The organism is Corynebacterium sp. p3-SID1761 (assembly GCF_055862885.1).
Genome location: NZ_JBSQBJ010000007.1, coordinates 18491 through 36274, shown reverse-complemented (window position 1 = coordinate 36274; position 17784 = coordinate 18491). Strand labels below are relative to the sequence as shown.

Annotated in this window: 21 protein-coding genes; 6 read left to right on the top strand and 15 right to left on the bottom strand. The window is 59.4% G+C overall.

What is annotated here, in order from left to right; translation table 11 throughout:
* Positions 1–100 precede the first annotated feature (100 nt).
* Both rpmF and ACWXWJ_RS05300 read right to left on the bottom strand, forming a co-directional pair.
* Complete coding sequence (gene rpmF / locus ACWXWJ_RS05305; RefSeq protein ID WP_293790963.1) at positions 101–268, bottom strand: 50S ribosomal protein L32; 168 nt, start codon at positions 266–268, stop codon at positions 101–103.
* Positions 269–334: 66 nt separating this feature from the next.
* Complete coding sequence (locus ACWXWJ_RS05300; protein ID WP_005293662.1) at positions 335–598, bottom strand: type B 50S ribosomal protein L31; 264 nt, start codon at positions 596–598, stop codon at positions 335–337.
* 471 nt (positions 599–1069) lie between these two features.
* Here ACWXWJ_RS05300 and rpmB point away from each other — a divergent pair, with 471 nt between their 5' ends.
* The 6 genes from rpmB to ACWXWJ_RS05270 all read left to right on the top strand — a co-directional run bounded on the left by rpmB (position 1070) and on the right by ACWXWJ_RS05270 (position 4013).
* Positions 1070–1306, top strand: a complete 237-nt coding sequence (rpmB, locus tag ACWXWJ_RS05295) for a 50S ribosomal protein L28 (RefSeq protein ID WP_005293665.1) — start codon at positions 1070–1072, stop codon at positions 1304–1306.
* 2 nt (positions 1307–1308) lie between these two features.
* Positions 1309–1473 (top strand): 50S ribosomal protein L33, encoded by a 165-nt coding sequence (rpmG, locus tag ACWXWJ_RS05290; protein ID WP_005279910.1) that lies wholly within the window; start codon positions 1309–1311, stop codon positions 1471–1473.
* A 3-nt stretch (positions 1474–1476) separates the two neighbouring features.
* Positions 1477–1782, top strand: a complete 306-nt coding sequence (gene rpsN, locus ACWXWJ_RS05285) for a 30S ribosomal protein S14 (protein ID WP_005293669.1) — start codon at positions 1477–1479, stop codon at positions 1780–1782.
* A gap of 15 nt (positions 1783–1797) precedes the next feature.
* Complete coding sequence (gene rpsR / locus ACWXWJ_RS05280; protein ID WP_005293672.1) at positions 1798–2046, top strand: 30S ribosomal protein S18; 249 nt, start codon at positions 1798–1800, stop codon at positions 2044–2046.
* A 273-nt stretch (positions 2047–2319) separates the two neighbouring features.
* A complete protein-coding gene (locus tag ACWXWJ_RS05275) occupies positions 2320–3045 on the top strand; it encodes an RDD family protein (RefSeq protein ID WP_473963748.1) in 726 nt (241 codons plus the stop codon).
* A gap of 23 nt (positions 3046–3068) precedes the next feature.
* On the top strand, positions 3069–4013 hold the full coding sequence (locus ACWXWJ_RS05270) for an AEC family transporter (RefSeq protein ID WP_473963747.1): 945 nt from the start codon (positions 3069–3071) through the stop codon (positions 4011–4013).
* On the opposite strand, the gene ACWXWJ_RS05265 is transcribed toward ACWXWJ_RS05270, so the two are convergent.
* The 13 genes from ACWXWJ_RS05265 to ACWXWJ_RS05205 all read right to left on the bottom strand — a co-directional run bounded on the left by ACWXWJ_RS05265 (position 4010) and on the right by ACWXWJ_RS05205 (position 17782).
* Positions 4010–4498: a CD225/dispanin family protein gene (locus tag ACWXWJ_RS05265; RefSeq protein ID WP_293790960.1), complete on the bottom strand. Its 489-nt coding sequence runs from the start codon at positions 4496–4498 to the stop codon at positions 4010–4012. The genes ACWXWJ_RS05270 and ACWXWJ_RS05265 overlap by 4 nt on opposite strands.
* A gap of 93 nt (positions 4499–4591) precedes the next feature.
* The gene (locus ACWXWJ_RS05260; protein ID WP_448308436.1) at positions 4592–5020 is read right to left on the bottom strand and encodes a DUF2752 domain-containing protein; all 429 of its coding nucleotides are present in this window, start codon (positions 5018–5020) and stop codon (positions 4592–4594) included.
* Positions 5011–6204 carry an acetyl-CoA C-acetyltransferase gene (locus ACWXWJ_RS05255; protein WP_293790958.1) on the bottom strand — a complete coding sequence of 398 codons (1194 nt, stop codon included), beginning with the start codon at positions 6202–6204 and terminating at the stop codon, positions 5011–5013. The genes ACWXWJ_RS05260 and ACWXWJ_RS05255 overlap by 10 nt, the downstream gene beginning before the upstream one ends.
* Positions 6205–6310: 106 nt before the next feature.
* Positions 6311–6952 (bottom strand): CoA transferase subunit B, encoded by a 642-nt coding sequence (locus ACWXWJ_RS05250; protein WP_473963746.1) that lies wholly within the window; start codon positions 6950–6952, stop codon positions 6311–6313.
* Positions 6949–7725 carry a CoA transferase subunit A gene (locus tag ACWXWJ_RS05245; protein WP_473963745.1) on the bottom strand — a complete coding sequence of 259 codons (777 nt, stop codon included), beginning with the start codon at positions 7723–7725 and terminating at the stop codon, positions 6949–6951. Before ACWXWJ_RS05245 ends, ACWXWJ_RS05250 begins: the two co-directional genes overlap by 4 nt.
* Before the next feature lie 47 nt (positions 7726–7772).
* Entirely contained in the window at positions 7773–9467 is a 1695-nt protein-coding gene (locus tag ACWXWJ_RS05240; protein WP_473963744.1) for an AMP-binding protein, read from the bottom strand.
* A gap of 78 nt (positions 9468–9545) precedes the next feature.
* On the bottom strand, positions 9546–10445 hold the full coding sequence (locus ACWXWJ_RS05235) for an HpcH/HpaI aldolase/citrate lyase family protein (protein ID WP_473963743.1): 900 nt from the start codon (positions 10443–10445) through the stop codon (positions 9546–9548).
* Positions 10438–10941 (bottom strand): MaoC family dehydratase, encoded by a 504-nt coding sequence (locus tag ACWXWJ_RS05230; protein WP_293790953.1) that lies wholly within the window; start codon positions 10939–10941, stop codon positions 10438–10440. Before ACWXWJ_RS05230 ends, ACWXWJ_RS05235 begins: the two co-directional genes overlap by 8 nt.
* Before the next feature lie 75 nt (positions 10942–11016).
* Positions 11017–12186 carry an acyl-CoA dehydrogenase family protein gene (locus tag ACWXWJ_RS05225; RefSeq protein ID WP_293790952.1) on the bottom strand — a complete coding sequence of 390 codons (1170 nt, stop codon included), beginning with the start codon at positions 12184–12186 and terminating at the stop codon, positions 11017–11019.
* Between the two features lie 70 nt (positions 12187–12256).
* The gene (locus ACWXWJ_RS05220) at positions 12257–14356 is read right to left on the bottom strand and encodes an acetyl/propionyl/methylcrotonyl-CoA carboxylase subunit alpha (protein ID WP_473963742.1); all 2100 of its coding nucleotides are present in this window, start codon (positions 14354–14356) and stop codon (positions 12257–12259) included.
* Between the two features lie 63 nt (positions 14357–14419).
* Positions 14420–15991, bottom strand: coding sequence for an acyl-CoA carboxylase subunit beta (locus tag ACWXWJ_RS05215; RefSeq protein WP_473963775.1), 1572 nt, complete (start codon positions 15989–15991; stop codon positions 14420–14422).
* 218 nt (positions 15992–16209) lie between these two features.
* On the bottom strand, positions 16210–16824 hold the full coding sequence (locus tag ACWXWJ_RS05210) for a TetR/AcrR family transcriptional regulator (RefSeq protein ID WP_434828424.1): 615 nt from the start codon (positions 16822–16824) through the stop codon (positions 16210–16212).
* A 58-nt stretch (positions 16825–16882) separates the two neighbouring features.
* Complete coding sequence (locus ACWXWJ_RS05205; RefSeq protein ID WP_473963741.1) at positions 16883–17782, bottom strand: hypothetical protein; 900 nt, start codon at positions 17780–17782, stop codon at positions 16883–16885.
* Between the last annotated feature and the right edge of the window lie 2 nt (positions 17783–17784).

Sequence of the window (17784 nt, the reverse complement as noted above, 5' to 3'; positions counted from 1 at the left end):
TTCTTATATGTCTTAACAAGGCAAAATCCCCACCACACTGTGTGTGCGGTGGGGATCGATACGCTACGAACGTAGCTTTAAAATCGCTATGGAATCAGACCTAGTCCAGGTCGATGAGACCCAGCTGAGCGGCCTTTACCAGACGGCGAGGAATCTGAACTTCCTGGCCCTGGACCTTAACGTTCTGCAGAGCAACGTTGTCGGCCTTCCACTGGGAACGGCGGGAGTGCGTGTTTGCACGAGACATACGGCGCTTCGGTACTGCCATTGTCTTCTACCTCCTTATTAAAGGTGTGAAATAGATTTCTTGGGATCTGTTTAGTGAGAAGAGTTCTTACTTCTTCTTGCGGCGGGTCATGTTGCCGTAGCGACGCTGGAACTTCTCCACGCGGCCGGCGGTGTCCATAACGCGCTGAGCGCCGGTCCAGAAGGGGTGGGACTCACTGGTCACGTCAACGACGATGAGCGGGTACTCGTTGCCGTCTTCCCATTCAACGGTGCGGTCGGAGGTAGCGGTGGAGCGAGTGATGAACTGGTGTCCGGTGCTCGCATCCTTGAAGACTACGGGGTGGTAGTCGGGGTGGATATCCTTCTTCATGGTTTCCTCTTATTCCCTTAGGTGCGTGTACATCAGGTCGGTCCTGCGAATCTGTTACGCAGGTCGTGCCTGAGTCGGGTCATAAAAAGCAGCGCGCCTTCTCTGCCTTCTTTATTGACGCCCTTCAGGCCACTCGGTTACCGAGGGGCTATTAAGGCGCGACAAAGTTAGTCGCACAACGAGGGACTATGATAGCGAACAAACACCTCATTAATAAAATCGCGTTTGCCGTGCTGGGACGGTGTCACAGCAGGGCGCGATGAGAGCATAGGGCGTCACAAAGAGCGATTAGGTTATAGCGCACCCGTGGGGTAAAGTTAGCTCCCGCTGTTGTCTATGTAAACGTCATCGCCGGACGGATTTAAGGCTAAAAACAGCGCCCCACCACGTAAAACTCAAGGCCCGTCTAACCATGGGTTTTAGATGTGCGCGGCGCTGGCACCTTTGATCTCCGGCGGAAGGAGAAAACCCATGTCGGCATATTGCCAGGTCACGGGACGCAAGCCGAGCTTCGGCAAGTCTGTGTCCCACTCGCACCGCCGCACGAACCGTCGCTGGAACCCGAACATCCAGCGTCGTACGTTCTACTTGCCCTCTGAGGGCCGTTCCATCACGCTGAACGTGTCCACTAAGGGTCTGAAGACCATTGACCGTGACGGCATCGAGTCTGTCGTTGCCAAGATCCGCGCCCGTGGGGAGAAGATCTAACTATGGCACGTAACGATATCCGCCCAATCATCAAGCTGAAGTCTACGGCTGGCACCGGTTACACCTACGTCACCCGTAAGAACAAGCGCAACAACCCGGATCGCATCACCCTGAAGAAGTTCGATCCGATCGCCCGCAAGCACGTCGAATTCCGCGAGGAGCGATAATTTATGGCTAAGAAGTCCATGATCGCGAAGAACGAGCAGCGCAAGGAAATCGTCGCCCGCTACGCGGAGCGTCGCGCTGAGCTCAAGAAGATCATCAAAAACCCGAACAGCACCGACGAGGAGCGCCTGGATGCACAGTGGGAGCTGAACCGTCAGCCCCGCGACGCTTCCCCGGTTCGCGTCCGTAACCGCGACGCAGCCGATGGCCGCCCGCGCGGCTACCTGCGTAAGTTCGGCCTGTCCCGTGTACGTGTCCGCAACATGGCTCACCGCGGTGAGCTGCCGGGCGTACGCAAGTCCAGCTGGTAAGGGGGAGCTTTAACAATGAAGCGCACCAACATGAAGAAGGCGCGGATGGAACAGTCCCGCCGCCCGAAGAAGAACCCGCTCAAGGCCGAGGGCATTGAGACGGTTGACTACAAGAACTACGACCTGCTGCGTAAGTTCATCTCCGAGCGTGGCAAGATTCGCTCTCGCCGCGTAACGGGCCTGACCCCGCAGCAGCAGCGCCAGGTTGCCACCGCCGTGAAGAACGCGCGCGAGATGGCACTCCTGCCCTTCCACAGCCGCTAAACCGCTGTGCCCTTTTGGGCTCGCGACTTCGAGATTGCAGCCCGAAGACGTTTAACAGACACGATCAAGACCCACGCCCCGTACGCAAGTACGAGACAGGCGGTGGGTCTTTTTCGTATCCTCACGTCGGTGCTCGAATCCAATCTTCGTGCACCGGGGGCGATTTTCGCTAAGCTGGCACAGTAAAATTCTTCCGCGCTCTCCGACGCACAGAAGCTATCGGGGAGTGCGGGCGATCGGATATCAGCCGAACGATAGTTAGGATGTCTGCAGTTGAGCAACAACTACCCCCAAAACAACAGTGGGTCGAACGACCTGCCGGGTTACAACGACTACGCCAGTGGCAATTCTGGTGACACCAACCCCTACGAGCAGACCGGCCCTTACGGTCAGGACGATTATGCCACCGGCGCACCCAATTCCTACGGCGCCCCGGCCTTCCCCCACGATGCGCAGGATAACGGCGCAATGTTCGATAGCAGCCGCCCAGGTGCCTGGAAGCGCCTACTGGCGCTGATCATCGACGGCCTCTTGGTGCAAGCGTTTATCGGTGGCATTTTACTAGCTGCCATCTGCGGTAGTGATCTTGTGGATTGGTATCATGCTCTTAAAACCGCCAATTCACCTGAAGAGGTGAACCACCTCTTTCCGAACGGCAAACTGGCTCTCTGGGGTCTAATCATATTGATCATGTGGCTGACCTACCGCGTCCTCATGGAGTCCAAAAAGGGCGCCACCGTCGGCAAAATGGCCATCGGCGCTCGAGTTATTTCCACGGACGGACAGAACATTTCCGCCGTCGACTCGCTGAAGCGCAACAGCTGGTACATCCTCGGCGGCCTATTGGGGGCAATTCCTGGGGTAGGCCCCTTTGTGCAACTCGCGGTTTATATCGCCGTGGGCGTAACTATCGGCAGGAGCCCCGAGAAGCAGTCCTTCACCGATAAGTTCGCCCACGCCTACGTCGTGGATAAGTCCACCTACTACGGAGTTCAGTAATACCGCGCCTATAGCATAACCTCATGCTCAACGTCCTCTCCGGCTTTGCCGTCGTCATCTTCGTCATCGCGATCGGCTTCGGAGTAGGGCGTCTTCGTCTCTTAGGCCCCAATGCGGTCTACACCCTCAACATGTTCGTGTTCTGGATCGCGCTGCCCTGCACGCTGATCACGTTCATGTCCAAAACGGACATCGCCCAGCTTTTCGGGCCGAATTTGTTGGTTGTGGCGCTGTCCACCCTCACCACGGGCTTTATGGCCTTCTTGGGCTATCGTTGGCTCACTAGGCGTTCCACCGAGGATTCCATCATCGCGATGCTCGCCTGCACCTACTGCAACGGCTCAAACCTCGGCATCCCCCTGGCCGCCCACTTGATGGACGATCCCACCCTTACCCTCCCCGTCATCCTCTTCCAGGTCGGATTCTACGGCCCGCTGAGCGTGCTTGCGCTGGACATGCGCACGGGCAAGCAGACCACCAGCTTCGTCCGCTCCACTGTGCTGACGATCCTGAAGAACCCACTCATCATCGGCGCCGTAATCGGAATCGTCATCTCGCTGCTGCAGCACAACACGGGCTTCATTCTGCCCGGCATCATCGCCGACCCAATGGGAATCATTGCAGACGCGACTGTCGGCTGTGCCCTCATTGCCTTTGGCATGTCGATGGCGGAGGTTCGCGTACTCCAGCCTGGTCTATCGCCCCGTCGTTCTGTGTGGGCGGCGTCGCTGGTCAAAACTGTCGTGCACCCCGCCATCGCCGCGTTCTACGGCGTTTTTCTTTGTGACGCCTCGTCTCAGTTGCTTCTGGCCATGGTGCTCCTGGCCGCCCTCCCGACCGGACAGAACGTCTTTACCTATGCGCAGCGCTTCGGCGTCAATAAAGTACTAGCGCGAGACACCGCGGTGGTTTCCACGGGTCTCGCGCTACCGGTGATGGCGCTCATAATGATGTTGCTAAGAGTCTAGATGTCGCTAAGGCTGAGTCCTAGAAAACCCGCAAAGATAACGAAGTAGACGATGAAACCCACGGCGAAGACGCATGCTGATGCGAGAGCCAGGTTTCTCGCAGTGTCGGAGGCACTTTGTGCGCCTGCATAGTCCCCACGGAGCCAGCGGCTTTCCACTTGGGAGGAAAAGTAGATTCCAACTGCCCCCAACGGTAGGCAGCAAATGATAGTGGCCAAAATCGTTGCCCACATCCAGTTATCGGGTGGAGTTCGTCCCACTCCCGGCTGGTATGCCTGCCCCAGTTGCGCTCCATAACCAGCTGACTGGTTCTGGTAGCCGCTGTACCCGCCATTCTGGTAACCACTGTTCTGGTAACCGCCATAGCTGGAAGATTGGTCAGGGGAGGGAGTCTGGTTATACCCACTGTTGTACGGATAAACCTGCTTGTCCTCTAGTCCAAACGGGTCTTCATTGGAAGGCCCCTGGTCATAGGGATTGGTCATTGGTGTCCTTAGTTTTTCGCACTTTGGGTTCTCAAGTGACGCTATCTTCCTAGCACACCCATACTACGAGCAAAGCCTAAAGGCTGTAGGAACCTACACTCGAAGTTCCAAAAATGGCGAAAACGGCAGTATGCGAGCTATAAACCACAGCCCTATCACCACCCCTACGACCAGAGGTGCGTGTCGATAGTGTTCCCAATTGGGTATGTGCTTCCCCCAGGCTCGCCCGATCCAGACTAACCAGCTCCACACGAGGAGGAATAGTCCGAGTACCCCAACGGCGTTATAGCGCAGCGCCGCGCCGAAGTCTCCCTGTACCAGCGCCTGGATCATGCGCATCGAGCCGCAGCCCGGGCAGTTGAATCCGAAAAGCGCTTTCGTGGGGCATTCCGGGATGAACCCGCCCGGGGTCTGCGGGTCAGCTGCGGCAATGGCGCAGCACGCGCAGACGGCTGCCGCACCAACTGCTAAGGGCAGCAGCTTGGAGAAAGCCCCGCCGCTCTTAAGCCGGCTTAGCGCCACAGCAGCAGAGCGTCACCCTGGCCGCCACCGCCACACAGAGAAACGGCGGCCTTGCCGGAGCCGCGGCGCTTCAGCTCGTGCGCTGCGTGTACCACCAGGCGTGCGCCGGAGGCACCGATGGGGTGCCCCAGGGAAATGCCGCCGCCGTGGATGTTGGTCTTGTCCAGCGGGTAGTCCAGGTCCTTGATGGACTGTGCAACCACGGAGGCGAAGGCCTCGTTGATCTCCAGGAAGTCCAGGTCGCCGGCCTCCCAGCCGGCCTTCTGCAGCGCTGCAGCGGTGGCCTGCGACGGTTGGGAGTGCAGCTTAGTGTCCGGGCCGGCAGTCTGTCCGTACTCCCCCAGGGTGGCCAGGATCTCCAGCCCCTTGGTCTCAGCGTTTTCGCGGGTGGTCAGCACCACGGCCGCAGCACCATCGGAAATCTGGGAGGCAGAAGCAGCGGTGATCGTACCGTCCTTCACGAAGGCCGGGCGCAGCTTCGCTAGCCCCTCGGCTGTGGTGCCGGGGCGGATGCCCTCATCGGCGGTAACGGTTACGGTTTCCTTGCGGCCCTTCACCTCGATCGGAACGATCTCCTCGGCAAAGACGCCCTCGTTGGTGGCAGCCTCGGCGAGCTGGTGAGAGCGGGCTGCAATCTCGTCCTGCTCCTCGCGGGTGATGCCACGCTCAGCGTTACCCTCGTCGGTCTCAAGGCCCATGGCCGTACCCTCGTTCGGGTCAGACAGACCATCGCGCTCCAGGGAATCCTGCAACGCCAGGGAGCCATAGCCCTTACCTGCTCGCACGCCTGCGGCGATGTGCGGGGCGTTGGTCATGGACTCCTGACCACCGGCGACGACGATGCTGGCATCGCCCAGGCGGATCAGACGGGAAGCATTAATAACGGCATCCAGGCCGGACAGGCACACCTTGTTCACAGTCATGGCCGGAACGTTCATCGGAATACCCGCCGCCACAGCGGACTGCTTCGCCGGGTTCTGCCCGGAACCTGCCTGTACGACCTGCCCCATCAGTACGTAATCCACGTCTCCCGCTGCCACACCGGAGCGCTCCAATACGGCCTTGATGGTCTCTGCACCCAGATCAACCGAGCTCTTCTTCGCCAGCGCACCGAGCATGCGTCCCTGCGGGGTTCGTGCTGCACCTACAACGACAATATCCTTAGGGTCTTCCTGCAAGGTCATCTGATAAATCCTAACTCTCGAAACTAGTGGCGTCATCGCTTAAAAAGCCTGCGTTGTGCCCTCAAGTATGGCACGAACGACCGCTCAGCGAAGCCGATTGGTTGGTCTAACTCAGGGCCGTTGTAAACGGAACTGCGGTCTTTTCTTCTACCTCTTCTGTGGTGACGCCAGGTGCCAGCTCCACGAGCTTCAAACCATCGTCGTCACGATCAAATACGGCCAGATCCGTAATGATCCGATCTACCACTCCAAGCCCGGTAGTGGGCAGAGTGAGTTCCTTGATGAGCTTCGGTTCGCCGGTTTTGGTGGTGTGGTCCATCAACACGATCACCCGGCGCGCACCAACGACCAGATCCATAGCACCACCCATGCCTTTGACCATTTTGCCGGGCACCATCCAATTGGCGATGTCGCCGCGGGCATTGACCTCCATGGCGCCCAGGATGGCGACGTCGATCTTGCCCGAGCGGATCATGCCAAAGCTTAAGGCAGAGTCGAAGTAGCTAGTGCCAGGCAAAGCTGTGACGGTTTCCTTACCTGCATTGATGAGATCCGGGTCAGCCTGACCGGCTTCCGGGTACGGGCCGATTCCCAGCATGCCGTTTTCCGATTGCAGAGATACAGTCACGCCTTCTGGCACATAGTTGGGCACGAGCGTGGGCATACCGATGCCCAGGTTTACGTACTGGCCGTCTTCGAGTTCTTGGGCGGCACGGGCGGCCATTTCCTGGCGGGTCCAGCCGGTCATCGTACGGTCTCCTTTTCGATCATCTTGTCATCTGCCTGTTCTGGGGTCAGCTCCACAATGCGGTGGACGAAAACACCCGGCAGGTGGATATCGTCCGGGGCAAGTTCTCCGACTTCCACAACTTTTTCGGCCTCCACAATGCAGATCTTGCCGCTCATGGCGGCCAGGGGGTTGAAGTTGCGGGCGGTCTTGGAAAAGCGCAGATTGCCATCCTTATCTGCGATTGCGGCCCGAACCAGGCCGAAGTCGGCGCGGATAGCGGTTTCCAGCACATAGTCCTCGCCGTCGATGGTGCGGGTTTCCTTCGCAGGCGAGGCCACCTGCACCTTCGTCTTGTCGTTGGCGTCGTACTTCCATGGCATCCCACCGTCGGCAACAAGCGTGCCCACGCCGGTGCGGGTGAAGAAAGCTCCGATGCCCGAACCGCCGGCGCGTAGACGCTCCGCCAGGGTGCCCTGCGGAGTGAGCTCCACCTCTAGTTCGCCGTCCAAGTACTGGCGGGCGAACTCCTTGTTCTCCCCCACGTAGCTGGCCACAATGCGGCGCAACTGATGGTTAGCCAGCAGCAGACCCAGGCCTCGACCATCAAGGCCGGCGTTGTTGCTTACGGCCTCCAGGTCTTTCACATTGGATCGGCTTAGCTCTTCGAGAAGGACTTGCGGGATTCCGCATACTCCGAATCCGCCGACGGCCAGGGTGGCGCCGTCTGGGATATCAGCAATTGCCTCCGCGGCGGTACGCAGTTTTGAATGATGGGCCGCTGTAGTGCTCACGGTTGCTTCCTTTCTGTGTATCTGTGTGGATCTGTTGGTGGGACGGCTTACTTCTGGTAGATGCCGAGGATCTCGACAGCCTGTTCGCGCAGCTCAACCTTGCGAACCTTGCCCGACAGGGTCATGGGGAAGGAATCAACGCACTGGACGTACTTGGGGATCTTGTGCCGGGTCAGCTCACCGTCGCAGAACTCGCGGACAGCTTCCTTGTCCAGCGGTACGGTATCCTCCCGCATGATGATGAAGGCCATTAGTTCCTCGCCGTACTTCTCGTCTGGCACGCCCACGACCTGCACATCGGAGATATCCGGGTGGGTCATCAGAAACTCCTCGATTTCGCGCGGGTAAAGGTTTTCTCCGCCGCGAATCACCATGTCCTTCGCTCGACCCGTAATACGGGCATAGCCTTCCTCGTCCATCGTTCCGAGGTCACCAGAGTGCATCCAGCCGTCCTCATCAATCGCATCTGCAGTCTTACCGGGCATGTCCCAGTAACCCTGCATCACCAGGAAGCCACGGATCAGAATCTCGCCCTGTTCGCCGCGCTTAACGGTCTCCCCGGTCTCCGGGTCAACGATTTTCACTTCGATGTGCGGATTGGGGCGTCCAACAGTACCCACACGCTTTTCAATCGGGTCGTCTACCACTGTCTGGTGATTCACCGGGGAGGTCTCCGTCATGCCATAGGCGATGGTGATTTCATTGATATTCATGATGTCCATCACCTGCCGCATCGTGCGGGTAGGGCAGGCAGTTCCGGACATGATGCCGGTGCGCAGGCTAGATAGGTCGTAGGTCTTCCCCTTGGCCTTGGCGTGTTCAATCTCATCCAGCTCCGCCATAAACATCGTGGGAACGCCGAAAAGGCTGGTGGCCTTGCCGTGCTCCACTGCCTCCAACACGGATTGGGGGTTAAACACTGGGCCCGCGATGATGGTCGTCGCACCGTGTGTAATGGCACCGAGGTTGCCCATCACCATGCCGAAGCAGTGGAAGAAAGGTACGGGGATGACGACCTTGTCGCGGTCTGTGTACTGGAGGGTCTCCCCCACCAGGTAACCATTGTTCAGAATGTTGCGGTGGGTCAGCGTCGCACCCTTGGCCATACCTGTCGTGCCGGAGGTGTACTGGATATTAATGGGATCATCCTGGTGCAGCTGTTCACGAACTGGGTTGAGATCCAAGATGGCGTGGTTAGCTAGCTCGTCCCAACGTTCCGAACCAAAGAAGATCGTTTCCTTGTAATTGTGGCGGCTGAACTGGCTCTCTGCTGCATCAATCATCGCCCGGTAATTCGAGTCCTTGAAGCGACCGGCGGAGAACAGTCCTTTTACTCCCGACTGCCCCATGGCATAGACCAATTCCTTGTGACGGTAGGAGGGGTTAATGCACACCAGGATTGCGCCGATCTCAGCGGTGGCGAACTGCACCAGAGTCCATTCCCAGCGGTTGGGAGCCCAAATGCCGATACGATCGCCCTTGCGGTAACCAGCTGCGTGCAGCCCAGAGGCCAGACGTTGAACCTTGCGATAGAACTCCGTGTAGGTCAGATGCACATCACCGTAGAAGTCAATGACCGCATCGTGCTCTGGATACTCGGCCACAATGCGGGCTAGACACTGCCCAATGGTCTCGTCCAGCAGATCGACGTCAGTGCGGCCAACCTGGTGTGACAGTGTGGGGTCTAGATCCGCCGGATCGGAAATCACAATCGGACGGTCGTTGCGAATCGGAAGTGTCATGGATATCAACCTTTTCGTGCGAAAGGAATCTCGCTGAAGAGTTGTGAGAAGGGGAATTGAGAAAACTGGCGATGGAAACTAGCGGATTCTGGCGGCGATGATTTCCGCTTGGCGGAGCAAAGGTGCGTCGATCATCTGGCCATCCAGAGCGAAAGCCCCGGTGTTCTTGGCCGCGCCTTCAATGACGCGGCGCGCCCACGTGGCCTGTTCCTCGGTTGGGGCATAGGCCTCGCGAATAACGGGCACCAGGCCAGGGTGAATGGACACGGTGGCGGTAAAGCCGCTGGCAGCTGCGTCGATGGCTTCGGCGCTGGCACCTTTAGTGTCCGTCGTATCTGCGTGAATCGAATCCAGCGCGACGATGCCAGCCGCCGCCGCGTGCGTGAGCACCAGCGCACGGGTGAGGCGCGGTACTTCGCGGTAACCACCTGGATGGCCTGATGGGCCACCTCCCGGGGTGGGAACCTCGTCGGCACTGTAGCGCGAGCTTGTCCCGCCCAGTGCAGCAGTCAGATCCTCGGCACCCCAAAACAGAGCCACGACCTGCGGGTCTGCCGCGATTTCCGGGAGGTTCACCACGCCCCTGGGGGTTTCGATCAACGCAATCACTCGAAAGTCAGCAGGCAGCGGACGATCGTTGGAGTTGGCGTCACCAAGAGAGAAACCGCACTCTACCTTCGGCACCATCACGGTTCGATACGGCGAATCGACGACGGCGGCGAGGTCCTCGGCGAAATCCGGCGAGTCCACTGCGTTGATGCGAACGATCGTGCGTTCCGGGTCGAGGTCTGCATGTTGGACGTTCTTCCTGGCTTCTGCTCGGTTCTCGGCGCGACAACCGTCTTCGAGGTCGAGAATCACCATGTCTGAACGATCCGCGGCCTTTGCAAAACGCTCGGGTCGGTCGGCAGGGGCGAACAAAAGCGCAGGCCCCTTTGGCAGCCAAGAGTTCGGCTGGGGAGTTCTCGAACTAACCATTGCTGGGCTCCTCCCCACCCGGTGCGCATTGCATCAGTGTCTTGCGTGTGGCTTTGCAGACGATGGTGCCGTCCTGGTTGCGCCCGATGTGTTCGAGTTCCACGATGCCCTGCCCGGGTCGTGACTTCGAAAGCCGTTTGCCCACGCAGCGCGTTTCGGCGTAGAGAGTGTCTCCGTGGAACATGGGGGCCGGGAAGGAAATCTCGCTGAATCCCAGGTTGGCCACAATCGTGCCGAGGGAAAGTTGGCTCACTGATAGCCCCACTACCGTCGACAAGGTGAACATGGAGTTCACCAGTCGCTCGCCGCGGAAGCCGTCCTGGGCGGCAGCCCACGCTGCGTCGATGTGCAGCGGCTGGGTATTCATGGTCATGGTGGTGAACAGCGTGTTATCCGCCTCGGTGACGGTGCGTCCGGGTTGGTGCCGGTACACCACGCCCTCGGCGAACTCCTCGAACCACAGGCCGCGCTGCACAACCTCTTTTTCTTCGCTCATTGTTGCAGGTCTCCTTAGTTTTCTTTGTGACGCCTCGTCGGTATCCGACGTGCTTAGGGGGGGGTGAAGCGCGGCCTATACGCCGAGAGCGCGGGCGATAAGCATTTGCTGTACCTCGGTGGTTCCCTCGCCTACCTCGAGGATCTTGGAATCGCGGTAGTGGCGAGCAACGCGATATTCGTTCATGAATCCATAGCCGCCGTGGATCTGAGTGGCATCACGGGCGTTATCCATGGCTGCCTCAGAAGCAACCATTTTCGCGATGGAGGCTTCCTTACTGAAGTTCAGGCCTGCGGCCATCTTCGCCGCCGCGGCATACCAGGCTTGGCGGGCAGTCCAGGCGCGAGCCTCCATGCGGGCAATCTTGAAGCTGATGGCTTGGTACTCGGAGATGGGCTTGCCAAAGCTGGTGCGCTCCTTGGCATAGCGCACGCATTCATCCACACAGCCCTGCGCAGCACCGGTGGCCAGGGCGGCGATGGCGATGCGGCCTTCGTTGAGGATGGAGAGGAAGTAGGCGAATCCGCGGCCACGCTCGCCGACCAGGTTCTCCTCGGGTACGCGGACATTATCGAAGGTAAGCGGATGAGTATCGGAGGCATTCCAGCCGACCTTGTTGTACGAGGGCTCGGCGGTAAAGCCCGGTGTGCCGGTCGGCACGATGATGGCGGAGATTTCCTTCTTGCCATTGTCACGCTGGCCGGTCACACAGGTGGCCGTGACCAGGGAGGTGATGTCCGTGCCAGAGTTGGTGATGAACTGCTTCGATCCATTGATCACCCACTCGTTGCCGTCAAGCTTGGCGGTCGTTTTGGTTCCACCGGCATCGGAACCAGCCTCAGGTTCGGTCAAGCCGAAGCCTGCCAGGTTCTTGCCCGCCACCAGGTTCGGCAGGAAGGTCTCCTTCTGCTCGTCGCTGCCGAAGCGGTAGATCGGCATGATTCCCAGGGAAACTCCGGCCTCCAGGGTGATGGCGACGGACTGATCCACACGAGCCAGCTCCTCCAATGCCACGCCGAGGGCCATGTAGTCACCGCCCATGCCTCCGTATTCCTCGGAGATTGGCAGGCCGAAGAGACCCATCTCGCCCATCTGGCGGACGACATCATAGGGGAAGGTGTGGTCGCGGTCGTGTTGGGCGGCCACGGGGTCGACTACGGAGTTGGCGAAGTCCTCCACGCTGGCGCGCAGTTCGTGCAGTTCGTCGGAGAGGTAGGGGTTGCGATCCTTGGTGCTTTGGCTCATTGTTCTCCTCTTTCTGTGGGTTTTTGGTGTGCTTGTGTTTTGTGAACTGTTGAATGTGCTTAGCTGCTGGCTAATCGGACGCGTCGTTCGCAGAAATGACTTCCGCCAGGACTTCTCCAGTGCCGACCTTCTGGCCAACTTCAGCGCTGACCTTGACTTTTCCGCCGCGAGGCGCTGCCAGAGTGTGCTCCATCTTCATGGCCTCAATCACGATTACGGGTTGGCCTTCGGTGACCTCATCGCCATCTGCGACTTCCACTGCGATAACGGTGCCGGGCATGGGACTGAGGATGTCCGGCGAATCCTGAGTGCTGGCCTCTGCGTCGTGCGCCGTGCCGGAGAACACCTCCACCACGTGGGTGCCGTTCGGTCCAGTGATGCTGCCGTGTCTTCCGGCACTCCACTTCTCAGCAGGCGCGCCGTCGATGGACAGCCGCCATTCGTTGCGCGTGGCCTGCGGGTCGGCAACGATCTTGATACGGCGGGTTTCCGAAGCTGACGCTTCGTCTTCCCCTTCATCGCTGACTAATGGAGTGAGCCGTATCGTCCACGCGTCGTCTTCAAATTCGGCACGTGCCTCAACCGGCGCGCTTACCCCGCCTGGATCGGCAAGCACCAAACGCAAAGGTGCTCGCTTCCCAGCGCCGCGCCACCCGTCGCACGCGGTCCAGGCACTGCCGAGGGTGGGTTCCGAGGTCGTTCTTTGTGACGCCCCTTCGTCTCCCCCACCTAGCGCGCCCGCCAGGTGGAGCACGGCAACGGCGAGAGTGTCCACGGGGACTGCGCGAGGTTGGAAGTCCTCGACGATGGAATCCAGTAAGCCGGTTTGCAGGTCTCCAGCGATAACCTCCGGGCGGGTGACCAGGAAGCGGTTGAAGTCAATATTGGTCGTCAGACCTTCAATGCGGGTGTGGGCCAGCGCCTGGTCGAGGCGTTGAAGGGCAGCCTCGCGCGTCTCAGCGTGGGAAATGATTTTCGCCAACATTGGGTCATAATCAGAACTGACCTCTTGGCCTTCTACTACACCGGCGTCCACACGTACCCCGTTCCCACCCGGCCAAGACAGTCCCGTGATCATTCCTCCGGTGGGCAGGAACCCGGCGGCTGCGTCCTCAGCATAAACACGCGCTTCTACGGAATGGCCGTTGAGCTGCACGTCGTCCTGTGAGATGGGCAGAGCGTCCCCGCGCGCCACACGGATCTGCCATTCCACCAGGTCGCGACCAGTGACCATTTCGGTGACCGGGTGCTCGACCTGAAGGCGGGTGTTCATCTCCATAAAGAAGAAGCGCTCTGGTTGTTTGGCCGAGACGATGAACTCCACCGTGCCCGCACCGCAGTAACCGCAGGCTCGGGCGGCATCGCAGGCAGCCTCGCCGATCTCCTGCCGAGTCTTTTCGTCCAGCAGTGCAGAGGGGGCTTCCTCAATGACCTTTTGATGGCGACGCTGTAGAGAGCATTCGCGTTCACCCAGGTGAATCACGTTACCGTGGGAGTCGGCGACTATCTGCACCTCGATGTGGCGCGGAGTATCTACGAAATGCTCCAAGAACAACGTGTCGTCGCCGAAGGAGCTTGCAGCCTCGCGGCGGGCGGAGACCAGCGCGCTGGCCAGCGTCTCAGGTTCCTCCACCAAGTGCATTCCCTTGCCGCCACCACCAGCGGAGGGTTTGATGAGCACGGGGAAGCCAACGGATTCAGAAGCGTCGATGATCTCCTGGTCCGTTAGATTTGGCCGGGAGATTCCGGGAACGGTGGGCACGTCGCGGGATTCGACGGTCGCGCGGGCGGTGATTTTGTCACCCATTGTCTCGATAGCGCTGGCCGGGGGACCAATGAAGATGATTCCCTCACCTTCACAGCGCTTGGCGAAAGCCGCGTTTTCCGAGAGGAATCCGTAACCGGGGTGGATAGCGCCAGCGCCGGCCGCCTTCGCGGCGTCAATAACCTTGTCAATGTTGAGGTAGGACTCGGCAGCGGCGGCAGGGCCTAGACGCACAGCCTTGTCTGCAGCGTGGACGTGCGGTGCTGCGGAGTCGGCATCGGAGTAGACGGCCACGGCCTTAAGCCCCATGCGGTGCACGGTGCGGATCACGCGCAGGGCGATCTCACCGCGGTTGGCGACCAGCACCGTATCGAACGGGCCGGTGGTAGCAGTTGTTTTACTCACGGCAGTTTCTCTTTTCTGTGGGTGCGTTGCGTTGGTGGGCTGCGTTGAAAGGATTTGAACGCCTTACATGCGGAAAACGCCGAAACCGGTTTCCTCGCGCGGAGCTTGAGCGCAGATATCGAGGGCCATGGCGAGCGTGCGGCGTGTGTCCGCAGGATCGATCACTCCGTCATCCCACAGTCGTGCTGTGGAGTACCAGCAGGTGGATTTCTCGTCGAACATCTCGCGAATTGGCGCTTCGAAGGCCTCTTGTGCCTCGGCAGACCACTCCTCGCCCCGGCGCTCAATCTGCGCACGTCGGACGGTAGAAAGTGTCATGGCCGCCTGTGGTCCGCCCATCACTGCGATACGCGCATTCGGCCACATCCACAGGAATCGCGGCGAATACGCTCGGCCGCACATGGAGTAATTGCCAGCGCCGAAAGCCGCACCAGTGACAACGGTGAGCTTGGGCACCGATGCGGTAGCCACGGCGTTAACCATCTTCGCCCCGTGCTTGGCGATGCCGCCTTCTTCGTATTGACGCCCCACCATAAAGCCGGTGGTGTTTTGCAAGAAGATGATGGGAATGTTGCGCTGCTCGCAAAGTTCGATGAAGTGTGCGCCCTTCATGGCGGCCTCGGCAAAGATGATGCCGTTATTGGCGATCACTCCGACCTGGTGGCCTTCCAGCCGCGCAAAGGTCGTGATGATGCTGTTGCCATATTCGCTTTTGAACTCCGAGAGGCTGCCCTCGTCGCACAGCGTTTCGATGACCTCATGCGCGTCATAGGGAATCTTCGGATCGGTGGGCACGATGTCGTAAAGATCCTCCTGCGGGCGCGGAGCCGGCACGGGGGCACTGCGCTTCCAGGGAGTCGGCTTGGATTCTGGCAGAGTTTCGACGATCCCACGCATGATCCGCAGTGCGTCTTCATCATTGGCGGCCAGGTGATCCGTCACCCCGGAAATACGGGAATGCATTGCTCCACCACCGAGTTCTTCCGGGGTGACATCCTCGCCGGTCGCAGCCTTCACCAGTGGAGGGCCAGCCAAGAAGATCGTGCCCTGGTTTTCCACGATGATCGTCTCGTCACTCATAGCAGGAACATAGGCACCGCCTGCGGTACAGGAACCCATCACAGCAGATAGTTGTGGAATCCCTTTCGCTGACAGGTTCGCCTGGTTGAAGAAGATACGGCCAAAGTGATTGCGGTCCGGGAATACATCGTCTTGCTGCAACAACATCGCGCCACCGGAATCAACGAGGTAGATACATGGCAGGTGGTTTTGCTCTGCGATCTCCTGGGCGCGGAGGTGCTTCTTGACCGTCATCGGGTAGTAGGTACCGCCGGAGACGGTGGCGTCATTAGCGGCGATAAGGCACAGGCGACCGTGTACAAGCCCGACTCCCGCGATGATGCCCGCGGCTGGGGCTTTGCCGTCGTACATCTCCTCGGCGGCAAGCGGCGCGATTTCCAGGAAGGGACTGCCGGGATCCAGAAGTAAGCGAATGCGCTCGCGTGGCAGTAGCTTGCCACGATCCGTGTGGCGCTTGCGAGCTCTCTCCCCTCCGCCGGCTTGGGCACGAGCTAGGCGCTCACGCAGTTCGTTGACAAGTTCGCGGTGGCTCGGGATTCCGCGTGGCTCGGTCAGATCTGCGGCTGCCGGGGCGGTTGAGTTGGCAGTAGTGGTTTCCACGTGTGCAGCTCCTTGAAAGGTGGCGGGATTGTGATGAGAGCGCTTGTCCACACTCCCCACATTCAGTTACAAGCGATTAACTAACTTGTTGACGCCACTGTATGTGAGCTACAACACTTTGGCTAGGGAATCTAAAAAGTTTCTGCCAGTGAACTACCCCCGTATGGTGGGGTTTACTCCAACCCGACTGCCGCGCGAGCCGCAGCTAGCATCTGTCGCCGCGCCAGCGCGGTAGACGCCCATCCGCGAATAACCTCAGAAGAATTAATCATGCCCACCACCAACTGCGCCGTGATGCGCCCCGCCTCTCCCCGATAATGCGAGTCCATCTTCGCCAAGGCCTCCGCAAAGAGCTTGAGATAGCTTCCCTGGACTGAGCGCACACGCCCTCGTCCCGCTTCCCCCATACGAAAAAGTTCGCGGTTATGCAGGCGAATTAGCTCTGGTTGCGACAGCGCGAAGTCCACCTGAAAGTCGATTAGCACCGCCAAGCGCTCCCGCGGATCGGTCAAGCCATCAACAATTTTCTGCGCCTCCGAGAGCATGTGTTCCGAGATGCCTGTCATTAGCTCGGTCAGGATCTCCTCTTTACCCGAAAAATGCCGGTACACAGCCGGCCCGGAGATCCCGACCGCTTCCCCTACCTCTTCCAGACTCGTGCCATGAAAGCCCTTGTTTGCCATGATTCTCGCAGCAGCACGCAGAAGCTCCACTCGGCGACGTTCCTTCGCCGCTGCGCGTGCAGATAAGCCTTCGGTGTTAGGTTCGGCAAGATAATGAGAGCTCATAACCCCGACCTTACCGGTTAAGAAACATTAACCGAAAGAATTGGTTTTTCTATGCCACCTAGCATGCCGCTGCCGGCAGATCATCCACCCTCGATTGCAGAAACTCCGCCGCTGCTGTCAGCTCGGCTTGCCCCACCTCGTAGCTCCCGTCTGGGCTTTCCACCGCAATCGCTACGGCCACATATCCCTTGCCGTCAGACTTTGGAATCAAGCCAAACTGGCGCACCCCATAGCCGCCGGATGAGGACGGCCCCCAGCCTCCCTTGAAAATCGCCCCAGGGATCGTCCCCAGGCCGTATTCACCACCGTTAACAATATTCCCCATGGCAGCAACCACTGGTTCTGCTCCCCGAATGCAGCGCAGATGAGACGCGAATTCAGCCTGGTCACTCAACGACCAATCACTCTGTCCAAATGAGCTGAAGCCCGGGCGCACGACCTGTGACTCCACCCGCGCGGTGCTACTCCCCTCCTTAATCACGCCTGAGGTTGCTGCAGCCGCCTGCTCCGGCGTACCTAGCGCACCCCAGAGTTCTTCCGCCGCCGCATTATCGGAGTTCTGAATCGCCTGCTTCGCAGTAGCTTCCACTCCTGGAGAGCGCCGAAGAGCCGCAATTGCAATCGGCACTTTCATGGTTGACCATGGTGCAACTGCGGTCTGTCCCGCCCCTTTCGCCCCAGCAACGGCTATCTCCGCACTGCCGTCATAGCTCAGCTCCCCACCTGGGTTCTTCTGCGAATGTTTAGGCTCGTCAGGTTTGGGTTTATCTGCAGATACCGTCGGCCGTGGCGAACGCTCCGCCGTCGATTCGTCCTGATTGTCTGAAGTGCTGACGGTGGACGACGTGGCGTCATCGCTCTCCACATCACCAATCGTGCAACCAGCAACCGCCGTGCCGACAAAAGCCAGTGCAACGGCGAGCAGTGAGGAGCGAGACTTCCGGTCTGGCTCCCTCATGC

Bases quoted from the DNA above. Each gene is read 5' to 3' on its own strand.
- ACWXWJ_RS05230 (WP_293790953.1), bottom strand. From the start codon at position 10,941: ATGAGCGAAGAAAAAGAGGTTGTGCAGCGCGGCCTGTGGTTCGAGGAG.
- rpmB (WP_005293665.1), top strand. From the start codon at position 1,070: ATGTCGGCATATTGCCAGGTCACGGGACGCAAGCCGAGCTTCGGCAAG.
- rpsR (WP_005293672.1), top strand. From the start codon at position 1,798: ATGAAGCGCACCAACATGAAGAAGGCGCGGATGGAACAGTCCCGCCGC.
- rpmG (WP_005279910.1), top strand. From the start codon at position 1,309: ATGGCACGTAACGATATCCGCCCAATCATCAAGCTGAAGTCTACGGCT.
- ACWXWJ_RS05255 (WP_293790958.1), bottom strand. From the start codon at position 6,204: ATGACCTTGCAGGAAGACCCTAAGGATATTGTCGTTGTAGGTGCAGCA.
- ACWXWJ_RS05265 (WP_293790960.1), bottom strand. From the start codon at position 4,498: ATGACCAATCCCTATGACCAGGGGCCTTCCAATGAAGACCCGTTTGGA.
- ACWXWJ_RS05240 (WP_473963744.1), bottom strand. From the start codon at position 9,467: ATGACACTTCCGATTCGCAACGACCGTCCGATTGTGATTTCCGATCCG.
- ACWXWJ_RS05235 (WP_473963743.1), bottom strand. From the start codon at position 10,445: ATGGTTAGTTCGAGAACTCCCCAGCCGAACTCTTGGCTGCCAAAGGGG.
- ACWXWJ_RS05205 (WP_473963741.1), bottom strand. From the start codon at position 17,782: ATGAGGGAGCCAGACCGGAAGTCTCGCTCCTCACTGCTCGCCGTTGCA.
- ACWXWJ_RS05225 (WP_293790952.1), bottom strand. From the start codon at position 12,186: ATGAGCCAAAGCACCAAGGATCGCAACCCCTACCTCTCCGACGAACTG.
- rpmF (WP_293790963.1), bottom strand. From the start codon at position 268: ATGGCAGTACCGAAGCGCCGTATGTCTCGTGCAAACACGCACTCCCGC.
- ACWXWJ_RS05250 (WP_473963746.1), bottom strand. From the start codon at position 6,952: ATGACCGGCTGGACCCGCCAGGAAATGGCCGCCCGTGCCGCCCAAGAA.
- rpsN (WP_005293669.1), top strand. From the start codon at position 1,477: ATGGCTAAGAAGTCCATGATCGCGAAGAACGAGCAGCGCAAGGAAATC.
- ACWXWJ_RS05300 (WP_005293662.1), bottom strand. From the start codon at position 598: ATGAAGAAGGATATCCACCCCGACTACCACCCCGTAGTCTTCAAGGAT.
- ACWXWJ_RS05210 (WP_434828424.1), bottom strand. From the start codon at position 16,824: ATGAGCTCTCATTATCTTGCCGAACCTAACACCGAAGGCTTATCTGCA.
- ACWXWJ_RS05270 (WP_473963747.1), top strand. From the start codon at position 3,069: ATGCTCAACGTCCTCTCCGGCTTTGCCGTCGTCATCTTCGTCATCGCG.